Here is a 10,730-nt window from a genome sequence, read left to right as displayed (position 1 = left end):
AAGTTTCCCTGGTGATGTTCCTAAGAATTAGGGGGGGCTTTGAGCGACACTTCAGGGTGCGCGCATATTGCTGAGACATTCTCTTTCCCTGCTATCCGGTATTTTTGCTGCCATTATTTTCTACCTTTAGGGGGCTTAACCAAGAGGAACATCTCTTGCGCATCAGTAGCAAGCTTAAGCGGCTTATCTTTCAATAAGACGGATATCTCTGCAGCACAAGCTATTGAGCTCTCAAAAACCATCTTTCATGCCTCGTTCAAGCTACCAGGATCAGGGAAAGATATAACCATATTTAACCAATTATCTGCAGATCAAGAAAAGTTGATAGATCTCTAAAACCTTGTTTCGGGTGTCCCATTGACGAAGACAGGAAAATAGCTCCATGTCAATTATCTCAGTTTAGATGGTTTCTGATCATAATTAATTATAAATCAATATGTTGTGATTGTTCTGATATGCAAAATGATCTTTAGAGGAACTTGTAAGTAATCCTTACAGGTTTATCTTTTAGGCAAGCTCCTATGGAGAAGGTAGCAATTTGTTATGACTAAGACAAGATAGAGTTATTTTCATATTATCTAGTGTAGAGTCCTAAACTGGTTTGTTGTGGGTGTAATAGCAGAACATGATAAAGCGAGCTCCGTTCCAGTTCGGTAGATGGCGAATTAACGGAAGAATCGGTTGACCGAAATTTCCTAAACGTAAAAATAGAGCACCACTAAGTGACATTTTTCTTGTAATGAATAAGATAGAGGAAGCGTGCCGCAACATAAAGGTCGAAATAATATGGAAACAGAAATATCCAAACTGCTAAAAATATTAAACACCAAAAAGCAATTTTTAGGTGGTCCAAAAACAAAAGATTACCTTGATGCTTTAGATCAATTTGGTGAGATAGGAACATTTTATGATTCGCAACATATAGTCCCATATGTATTCTCTGATAATAGTCTTATTGCGCAGAAAGCAGCTTTTATTATCAGAAAGTTACTTGGACAAAAGGGAGCAAACGAATCCTGGCAGCATCTCTTCAGACAGTATAGTTATTATGATCGAGAAAGATTATTCAATAGCAAAAGCCTTAAACATTTTGGATCATTTCCGCCAGATGATGCGGTCCACTTATATGGTATGGCTTCATTTAATCATAATGGTTATATACGCGAAGAAGCACTTCACTATCTTCAAAATTTTCCTGTTCGTGAAGCAATTCCTTACATTCTTTTACGTCTTAATGACTGGGTTGTACAAGTTAGACATAAAGCAAACGCGGTATTAGCGCAAATTCTTCCGCTTATTTCTGTTACAGACCTAATTAAATATTATGACACGATCGAACGGTTAGAAAAAACTAAGCACGCACAATTAACAGATATCCATTCTAAAATTTTGAATCAATTACAGGATTCCCATAACAAAAAAGCGTTACTGGATATCATGAAGAACATGTCTTTCAAAGAACGTTTTTTCTGTTGGAAGGCTCTTTCCATAGAAATGCCTAACGATGATCAGCTATTAAATATCGCAATAGCGGATCCTGCTCCTGAAATAAGGCAATGGGTTATTGGGCATTTACTCACAAATCCTGATTTTAGAAAACGAATTAAGATTTTGATTTCAGACAAAGCAATTCGTGTTCGTTATTCAGCTATTGTGGCAATTCCAAGTGAAGATTTTGAAAAATTTAGAGAATGTTACGAAGCCGCTATTTTCGATACTTCTAAATCAATTAGGGATTATGCACGCTTTATCCTTCGCTCACACGGCTATGATCATTTTATTAACCAGTATCGGAATCAATTATCATTATTACCAGAGAAGCTCAATATCGGAGCGATCGCAGGTTTAACTGAAACAGGTGTGCAGGAAGATATACCTAAAATGAAAGGTTTTTTTGGGAGTAACAATCCAAGAATTCGGGCCCTAGCCTTATCTGGGTTATGCAGGCTTAAGATACAGGACATCGATTTATTGCTCTTATCAGGACTGCAAGATAGCAATGCAAAAGTGAGAAATACAGCCGTTTCAATCTTATCATCCGGATATAGCCATTTACGGCAAGAGTTAGAGGATGTATTGGAAAGTGGCACACCAAAGTCACAAAAGTCTGCTCTTAAGGTGCTTATCCAATATGGTGCACTAGAAAGTCTCAAAAACATTTTAGTTGCTTTAAGAAAGCCATCTGAAGAAGTCCGTGCTTTGGCATGGCAATTGCTGGTTTCCTGGCATCAGTATTATGCACAACGTCCTTGGTTTAACTGCAGTGCTGAGTCTTATAAGCAAACACGCTATTCCTTTAATGAACTTCAAAAAGAAAAAATAGCCCCTCCTAATCATGCATCGAGTGCGTGGAATGATTTAGCCGATCTGATGGAGCGGCTTTCTTCAAGAGTTCAAGATGGAAATATATAATACCTGCTGCGATATAAATGTGTCATTTTACAGCTCCACATTCCGCGCATAATTTGGCATTAGGTGTACGCAAAGGCTTACTACACGATTTGCATGGCTCGCCATATCCAGAAATTCTATGATGTATAATTGCATTCTGATGACAATTAATCATTCCAGTTTTCTGCTGATACCAGTCACGCAGAGGCTTAAATAATGTATCAATAGGGGATTCAGCTAGGGGTGTTCTATTTTCTTCGCGGAATTTTTTTATATTTTTCGTGCACATACCATAAATATGAGATGCTTCTGCATACTCTGTTTCATCAAGCATTGGAACTACGTTCCTGCAGCGCCAACACCACATTTTCTTCATAAATTAATATCCTGATTCTCTATCCCGGTCAGCATCTAGCAAAACCAATCCAATGTGGTGCGGAATTAAAACGTCATGCTCGGATGATGGAATATATCATAAATTCGCAGTTTGTGTCGGAAACTCTGACACGTTGCTTTCTAACCAAGAGTATGATCCTTTTTAAAAAAGCTTCTTAATAGCGGTAGCATATTACTAACCCCATGAATCGAGAGCTTAGGCCACAATAATGCTAGTTGACGGATAGCCAATCTCATCACAATCTTTTTGCAAATCATCCAGTGATAAATCGTCATTCAGCATATCAATAAGTTCCTGGCTTAGCGTTGTGTGAGTGTAGATTGCGGTAATCGCCTTTAGATTAACAGAACGCTCATAGTATTCCTCTGCCCAAATCTTATAGGTTTTCGGTGAGCCATCGAGTGGTGATAATAAGCTCATAGAGCCGTCAAAATCATTGCCACTCTGAAGCTTCATTTTGTCTTGTTGCCAATTATTATCCGAATACCGACGCCAAATGCAGAATGTTGTATCGGTCATTTTAAAAGCCGGCTCATGTAAGCATTCTTCAAATGCTGCCGGAACATTTTCCAAAATATTCGGGAATATTTGCGGTGACTGATCGCGGTAAGGAATGATAGGCGCATCATGCACAAAACCTTTTAGAAAGCACCCCGCTTCGTTAAAGAGTGCATAAAAATCATCTCCGCTTCCATTTCGCATGGAACCCATTTGTTCATTCTTGCTCCAATGCGCATTGAATGAGTAATATCGATATGTCCATTCAGGCATTAAAATAGCATCGAGCATTGCCATCGATTGAAGAAGCTTTTTAAGTGCATCGATGTTAGGGAGGGAAGAAAGATTATGGGTCGAAATCATAGAAAAGTTATTGCCTAATGTTGCGAATTTTATAAGCCCAGAATAAACAGAATAAATCAATAGCAATCAATCTATAAGTTATGAGTAATAAAAAAGGACCTGCTGATTTTCGCAGTGCTGACGTGCTCCCCAAAAATTGGTCCACAAAAAAGTAGAGTCTGTTAACTTTAACCTAAAAGGAGCAGACTATGAAAAAGCGTTACACGGAAGATCAAATCATTCGCATACTTCATGAGCATGAAAGCGGTACTGGAACAGGAGATTTATGCCGGAAATATGGGATAAGTTCAGCAACATTTTATAAATGGAAATCGAAGTACGGTGGGCTTGGTGTATCTGAAGCAAGCAGATTGAAGGCGCTTGATGAAGAGAACCGTCGTTTGAAGAAGCTTTTAGCTGAGGCTGAATTAGACAAAGCGATATTGAAGGAAGCCCTGTCAAAAAAGTGGTAAAGCCTGCATCTCGGCGTTTGTTGGTAGAAGATATCTGCCAAACGAAAGGTTTATCAGAGCGTCGCGTTTGCAGGCTATTAGATTTGCTCGCAGCACCCACCGTCATAAGCGGAAGCATGATGATAGTGAGCTGCGTGCTGTCCTAAAGAAACTTGCGCACGAGCGTTGCCGTTTTGGTTACCGTCGTTTGGCTATTTTATTGAAACGAGAAGGTTATGTTATCAATTTGAAGAAAGTTTACCGATTATACCGAGAAGAAAATTTATCTGTTAAACGTCGCAAGGGCAGGAAACGCGCATTGGGAAGCCGCGTTCCCTTGCCATGCTCTCGCCGATTGCACGAAGTGTGGTCACTTGATTTTATGAGTGATGCTTTAGCAGATGGCAGAAGATTCCGTATCCTTGGGATTATGGATCACTATAGCCGCCAATGCCTTAACCTTGTTGCAGACCTGTCGATTGGTGGCCACCGGGTTGTACGTGAACTTGACGTTCTGATAAAGCGGTATGGGAAGCCCGGGACAATCATCAGTGATAATGGTACGGAATTGACAAGTAAAGCGGTGTTAATGTGGGCAGAGCATCATGGGATCAAATGGCACTATATCCGTCCTGGAAAGCCTTCAGAGAATGGTTTTACAGAAAGTTTAAATGGGAGGATCAGAGATGAATGTTTAAATGAACATTGGTTCACGAGTTTGCGGGAGGCACGGGTAATTATTGAAGAATGGAGGCAGGATTATAACCATGTGCGCCCCCATTCCAGCCTGAATTACCAGACACCCGCACAATTCGCCGCGATCAACACCGCATTGGGCATGCCCAATGCGGTGTTGATCGCGAAACCAAAAGCAGTTATAAAGAACTCAAGACTCTACTTCTAACTGGTACAACAATTGGGAGCACGTCAATAGGCATCCTGGTATACTCACCAGAAATGAATAAAATGATTATCCGAATTTCGAAATTATCAGAAAATGCCAGCGGTAAAATTGGTGATACTTTGCTTAGATATGATCCAAAAATGACTAGAATTAAATATGAGAGCTTTTCAACGGCTACTGCTTATTTTAAAAACGTCATTAAAGTTGGAAACTAAGCTTCCTTTAGAAGAATTTTGACAACCTGAGACATTTGGGTTGTCAAACGCTTTAAACCAGGCAACCAACCGATTTTGGGTTGTCAAAAACCGGTTGTCCGGTTGCCTGATAACATATTGATATATAATGTTATAATACTAAAATATTACGCAGGCAACCACTGATGCAACCCAAAAAATTTTCTGACGCTAGCGTGGTGAAAAGGTTTGAATTACCCCGTATGTGAAAGTGCCAGGAAGTACCTTTGATGGGGGTAGGCAACAGCTTCTATTGGGAAATCCAATTGGGACAAAAAAGTGCGATTCCCAATTGGAGCCCTTATAAATCAAGGTCTCGCTAGATATAAAAGCTTAATCCTTTTGGGAAAGAAATAAGGCAATTCCCAAAAGAAAATCATTATATATCAATAGAATAGTGACCTTCTATATGGGAATTCTTATTGGGAAACTATTTGGGATACCATTTAGCATAGCGTTTACCGCCAATACACGTTGCCCGGCCTTCTTTCTTCAAAAACCTGAGATAATATCTGACTGCTTCCTCCGAACAATTAGGAAGCACCTGTCTTAAGAGAATGTTCTTTGTTGGGTGTTGTTCTGTGTGCTAGAAAAATCCACATCTTTGTTGAAACGGCACTTACCGCAAACGAAAATCAAACCTTGATTCTATAGTAGTGCATTTTAATAATTTATTGGTTAAGCAGTATAAAGCTAGCAATGATGGCAAGGGATATTCCAAGATGCCACTTATCAAAATTTCTCAACGGAATTTTACTTAGGAAACGAAAGCTCGAGCCGTCTTGAATAACACGATATCGTGCTATTGGAAAGATAGGGATGAACAATGCTATGAAATAATAGGTTGCAATATGTGAGCCAGTTTCTCTGTCGTAGTCTGTGGCACCATATAGTGTAAAACCAAAACCATTTATGGAAGAAAGTGTTGGAGCCGATTTGATTGTTCTAGCTCCACCCCATTTAATATTCTCACGAACTACGGATAGGTTTTCTTGAATAAGATGTATTGTTAATTCATCCGTTGCAAAATAAGCGGCTGTTTCTAATAATTTCAGGCAAGACGTCCACTTATTAGTAGAATTGCCATATTCTATAGCACATTGCATCAGTGTATGAGCTAATAAATTTCTTGATCTGGTAATAGACTTAGCATTAAGGCCGTCAGCATCCATCTTAGCCAAGCGTTGTTTGGCCGTTACTAACAAAACTTGAGCTTGGGAATTCGCTGATTTTGGGTCTCTTTTTATCGCTTCGAGAACACTATCACAGAGGTTTCGGATAGGTGAAATTATCTCTGAAACATGTTGCTCTTCTGCAATCTTATTAAGATCTTCGGAATCTTCTGTCAATTGCTCAGCTAAATCGGGCAATTCGGCAAACACATCTCTAAGAATATCTGTGATAACACTAGCGGGTTTAAGCATCTTATGCTCAACAGCAAGACTAATAGCCAGGTTACGCATTTCAATGGCTAGTTCACGACTTAAATCATGCCGCATGCCACGACTTTTCATGCTTATTTGAATTGGTTGAGCAAATTTATCCCAGTTTTCTAAAGCTGCTTGGATTAATTTAATAGAAGCGATGACTTTCGCTTCACCTTCTGGCACTAGCAAAAGAACTTTTTTAAAGCCATCTTTTATTTTATCTGCTTCGTGCTCAAGAAATGACTGGATACCGAGAATGTAAACATCCACCATATCATCAATCAGTACAGGAGCATGTGTCTCACCGAAACTTGTAGTGGTGTCAACAACGAGCGTGACTACGTCAGTAATTTTTTCAGCGTTGAGTCTTTCTAAAGCTTTCTTCACCGCAGTTTTATAGGCACGGATTCTTTCATTAATCTCAGTTTCAATTGCGTCCAGATTCTTGGCTTCGGTAAAGCCTGAAATCGCTCTGTCTTCGTTAATATCGCGTAGCAATTTTTCTGCTTCAATTTGGTTGGCAGCTTCCGCCAAATCTATAATCCAAGACGACCATTCTTTTGCGCTCACTTGGTCATCTATTAATTCTAAAGCTGATGCAATGAGGTTAGCGTGGGCGATTTCGGGAATTTTAGATTTGTACTCATGAAGAGCCGTAGGATTATTTCGCAATATTATTAATAATTCAGTTGCGCGTTTAGGTGATACCCCTGGAAGCCATGAAATTTCTGAAGACAGGCGATTTCGTGGATTTGTCAAGTCGGCTCTTGCTTTAGCGCAAGCATCATGGTCACCGGTAAAGCCCTTTTCTTCTGCTAGTTCGACAATTCGTTTACGATTATCCCTAGTTGTTGCCCCAAGCAAAACAAAAGGATTCATCTCAATAGCTGTAACTTCTGGTGCATCATCACGAACTTTTATTGGCACGACCTCTATTGATTTTTTTGCTTCCATTTTTAACCCCTATTGGATGCCTTTAAATACAAGATTTTGACTCCATCCCCTCATTATTCTCATGGCCTCCAGCGTTATTTGGCTAAGATAAATTGGGTCAGTTAGTTCTTGCTGTATAAGTCGCATATCACTCTCAAGATATTGTCGTCCATTAGGACAATGGCTGTTCGTGTCATTTACCATTTTATCAAAATTATTTGATATTTCTGGCGTGATTGCTTTAGCATTTTCGGTGGCAATTATGTCATCTTCCGTTTCATTCTGTGAGAATTGTGCATTTATAAATTCCAGTCGCTTGTTTTGATAGGTACACCAGCGCAATTCTTTTATATTAAGTTCAGGATACAGCCCGATTGATGGCATAACTTCGCCACTATCATATGTTGGATCCCACGTAACTGGTTGGGGTACCGCAGATATATCCTTGGCATCTTTTATCCATTTTATGATCCATATGTTTGCAGCTGTATCACTCTTTTCAATATCTTCTGGAGTCATTTGATTTTGAATCGAAGACTTTAGCGAATTAACTTCTGCCTCTTCAGTAAAGCCATACATCTGCATATACTTACGCGCTTCAATATTATTTTTTTGAACATCGACGCCAAAATGATAATCCTTTGCAAGTTTCAACATTGCAGAGCGTAAGCCAAGTTGCGCAGCAGTGATATAATCGTTACGCTGCATTCTCGATTCCACAAGAGTTTGAATGTTCTGAACCTTAGGATTAGTTTTATCGGCACATGTCAACCAGTAACTCGCTTTTCCATAATTCTGAGGAATGGCCTTTCCACCATCAGCGTATAAGGCAGCCACAAAGGCGCATGCTTCAGCATCATATCGCTTTGCCGCAAGCATGGCCCAAGCAAATGCCTGTTTTTCATCCTTATTTACACCATTCCCTATATAATAGAGTTTGCTAAGGGCTATTTCTCCCTTTGGATTATGTTGTGAAGCAGCTTTCTGATACCAAAAAAGAGCCTTATTTGTATCCTTAGGCATTCCGTTTGAGCCAGTGAGATAGGCATCTCCTAAAACTACTGCCCCATCTGAATTGCCTTGTAATGCCGCTTGCCGTATAAACTTAAAGTTGATTGGGTCTTTATCATTCGTAAGACCAGCAATGAATGCGGCGTCAGGCTGGCCATTCATTGCGGCGACGTATAAATGTATCCATGCTTGCTTTTCATCCTTTTCGATGCCTTTTCCGGTCATTTCCAGGATTCCCTGGATATACATAGCATCTAGACTTCCGGCACTGGCAAGTTGGAAGAATTTCTTATATTCAGTTTTATAATCTTTTATCTGTCCTGCTTTATTTTTTTCCATATAATCTATATAATCAGACGTATGGTGATAGGCCGTAATTTGGGGATTATAACTGCCTGTATCAGTAAACGTCACCTGATAAGCCAGTTCTGGTTCTGGTTCTGGTTGATAAGTTTGCAAAGGCGGATAAGTGCTGTTTGTATCGATGGTGGAGATAGAATTATCAGATGGATCCATTACTGTAGCTTGTTTTTTTGAGTTATCCGCTATCACAATATCGAGGGCAATAACAATGACAACTATAATGCCAATAGCCCCTAGCCACCGCTTGTTATTGTTTGATTTTGTGACTAACTTGTCCCCCTCCTCGTGAATCACGTTTTGATAATCTTCTCCAGCTGCTTTAGATGCGTCTCTTGGCTTAGGGGCTTCAATGGATAGATCGCTTCCTAAATCTTCAAAGCCGGAAAATCCCTTTTTCTTTTTGGGTGATTCATCCATTGTGATTACCTTTATATTAGCTCATATTACGCGCTGGTGAAGCTAGCAATGCTTTATTGAGAGATTCTTGGTCTAATTTAGATTTGCCATCACGAGCTGTTAATCTTGCAGCTTCTCGAACCACAAAAGCCACATCTGAAAGTGGACGGCCGGTAAGTGGTTTTGCTAAGGCAGAAACATCTATTCCATTTTCCAGCGGTAATTCGGTGATGAGTTTTTCTAAAAGTGCTTGAACCTCTTGTTCTGAAGCCATACCAACTTTAACCACATGATCAAAACGACCCCTGCGTAAAATCGCTGGGTCAATCATTTCAATGCGATTTGTCATAGCAACGATAAGCACTTTGTTTTTCACAGCTTCAGGAATTCTGCGCAAGAATTCTGCAACTTCCTCTATATGATGATGTCCATTGCCGGTCTGACGATCAGCCAAAAATGCCTCCATTTCATCTATGACAATTACGGCTGGCGAATTTTCGATTGCATGATCAAAAATGGTAGCAATCTTCTTACTTGTTTCATGAATATACGGACTAGCTACACTTGAAGCTTCAATATGATAGAAAGGCCATCCCAGATATTCTACTAAGCGCTCAATGGCAAATGTTTTGCCACAACCTGGTGGACCATGCAGAATAATCGCCGAAGGAAAATCAATTCCAAGAGCCTTATATTTTTCCTGATTCTGAATTATATCTATGACATGCTCATTCAGAAAACTCTCAAGTTCAGGACGACCGGCTAGCTGAAAGGCGGAATTTGACTGGATTTTCTTACTTGTAGATTTTGCGTTTTTTTGATTGCTGATGCCAGCACGAATTCGCAATTCCTCTAAATCATCAGGTTCGGCCCATGAGACTAATTTCACCAGTCTTTCTGTAGCTCCGGCAGGAAGTGGCACACCACCAGTGAGCCAGAAACCAAGAAGCGTATCATCATTCAATGCAATTTCATCACCATATGTGGGTAAAATTCTTAATATTTTTTCAATATAAATACTTGTTTCATTCAATATAACTTCTTTGTTGATTTGGCGAGTATTCTTTAATGATTCAGCGAATGCAAGGGCTTCAGCCTTCGTACCCGAAGCGGCACAATCGTCAATTTTTGCCAGGACATGTTTTGAATCGCTAATTAAGTAATAGAAATTTTCTTTTCCAAAGTGAATAGGCTGTGCAGCGCCATCAACCAATAATCCACTTTCAGTCCAGTGCTGTACCAAACTCTTTTTTGCCAAGAGTGCGCGCCCACCTTTTTGTGTACTGTAAATTTGCCAATCTATCCCTTGAACCAAAACTCCTTTGAGCTTAATATCATTTTCAACTTCATGATTTACTGGTAACCACGCGTCTAAGGCCATAA

General features: G+C 39.8%; 7 protein-coding genes and 1 pseudogene. 3 read left to right on the top strand and 5 right to left on the bottom strand.

Features of this window, described 5'->3' with window-relative positions; translation table 11 throughout:
* Nucleotides 1-39: 39 nt before the first annotated feature.
* Both IPP74_14080 and IPP74_14075 read left to right on the top strand, forming a co-directional pair.
* Nucleotides 40-336, top strand: coding sequence for a hypothetical protein (locus IPP74_14080; GenBank protein ID MBL0320398.1), 297 nt, complete (start codon nt 40-42; stop codon nt 334-336).
* Nucleotides 337-786: 450 nt separating this feature from the next.
* Complete coding sequence (locus IPP74_14075; protein ID MBL0320397.1) at nt 787-2,412, top strand: hypothetical protein; 1,626 nt, start codon at nt 787-789, stop codon at nt 2,410-2,412.
* A 22-nt stretch (nt 2,413-2,434) separates the two neighbouring features.
* On the opposite strand, the gene IPP74_14070 is transcribed toward IPP74_14075, so the two are convergent.
* The gene (locus IPP74_14070) at nt 2,435-2,767 is read right to left on the bottom strand and encodes a hypothetical protein (GenBank protein ID MBL0320396.1); all 333 of its coding nucleotides are present in this window, start codon (nt 2,765-2,767) and stop codon (nt 2,435-2,437) included.
* A 216-nt stretch (nt 2,768-2,983) separates the two neighbouring features.
* Nucleotides 2,984-3,649, bottom strand: coding sequence for a hypothetical protein (locus IPP74_14065; protein ID MBL0320395.1), 666 nt, complete (start codon nt 3,647-3,649; stop codon nt 2,984-2,986).
* A gap of 188 nt (nt 3,650-3,837) precedes the next feature.
* Between IPP74_14065 and IPP74_14060 the strand changes: the two are divergent.
* Nucleotides 3,838-4,894 (top strand): annotated as a pseudogene (locus IPP74_14060) (IS3 family transposase).
* Between the two features lie 994 nt (nt 4,895-5,888).
* Here IPP74_14060 and IPP74_14055 read toward each other — a convergent pair.
* From IPP74_14055 to IPP74_14045, 3 genes are read right to left on the bottom strand one after another with little or no spacing between them, the layout of a single operon-like run.
* Complete coding sequence (locus IPP74_14055) at nt 5,889-7,598, bottom strand: hypothetical protein (protein MBL0320394.1); 1,710 nt, start codon at nt 7,596-7,598, stop codon at nt 5,889-5,891.
* A gap of 9 nt (nt 7,599-7,607) precedes the next feature.
* Nucleotides 7,608-9,368, bottom strand: coding sequence for a sel1 repeat family protein (locus IPP74_14050; GenBank protein ID MBL0320393.1), 1,761 nt, complete (start codon nt 9,366-9,368; stop codon nt 7,608-7,610).
* Nucleotides 9,369-9,384: 16 nt separating this feature from the next.
* Nucleotides 9,385-10,728, bottom strand: coding sequence for an ATP-binding protein (locus IPP74_14045; protein ID MBL0320392.1), 1,344 nt, complete (start codon nt 10,726-10,728; stop codon nt 9,385-9,387).
* Nucleotides 10,729-10,730: the final 2 nt, after the last annotated feature.

It is taken from the genome of Alphaproteobacteria bacterium (genome assembly GCA_016722515.1).
GTDB lineage: Bacteria > Pseudomonadota > Alphaproteobacteria > Rickettsiales > JADKJE01 > JADKJE01.
The sequence above is the reverse complement of the archived record's forward strand: the minus strand, read 5'-3'. Positions and strand labels throughout refer to the sequence as shown.

What these genes read in the sequence shown, in the direction of transcription:
- IPP74_14075 (MBL0320397.1), top strand. Translation starts at nt 787, where the DNA reads ATGGAAACAGAAATATCCAAACTGCTAAAAATATTAAACACCAAAAAG.
- IPP74_14070 (MBL0320396.1), bottom strand. Translation starts at nt 2,767, where the DNA reads ATGAAGAAAATGTGGTGTTGGCGCTGCAGGAACGTAGTTCCAATGCTT.
- IPP74_14065 (MBL0320395.1), bottom strand. Translation starts at nt 3,649, where the DNA reads ATGATTTCGACCCATAATCTTTCTTCCCTCCCTAACATCGATGCACTT.
- IPP74_14055 (MBL0320394.1), bottom strand. Translation starts at nt 7,598, where the DNA reads ATGGAAGCAAAAAAATCAATAGAGGTCGTGCCAATAAAAGTTCGTGAT.
- IPP74_14050 (MBL0320393.1), bottom strand. Translation starts at nt 9,368, where the DNA reads ATGGATGAATCACCCAAAAAGAAAAAGGGATTTTCCGGCTTTGAAGAT.
- IPP74_14045 (MBL0320392.1), bottom strand. Translation starts at nt 10,728, where the DNA reads ATGGCCTTAGACGCGTGGTTACCAGTAAATCATGAAGTTGAAAATGAT.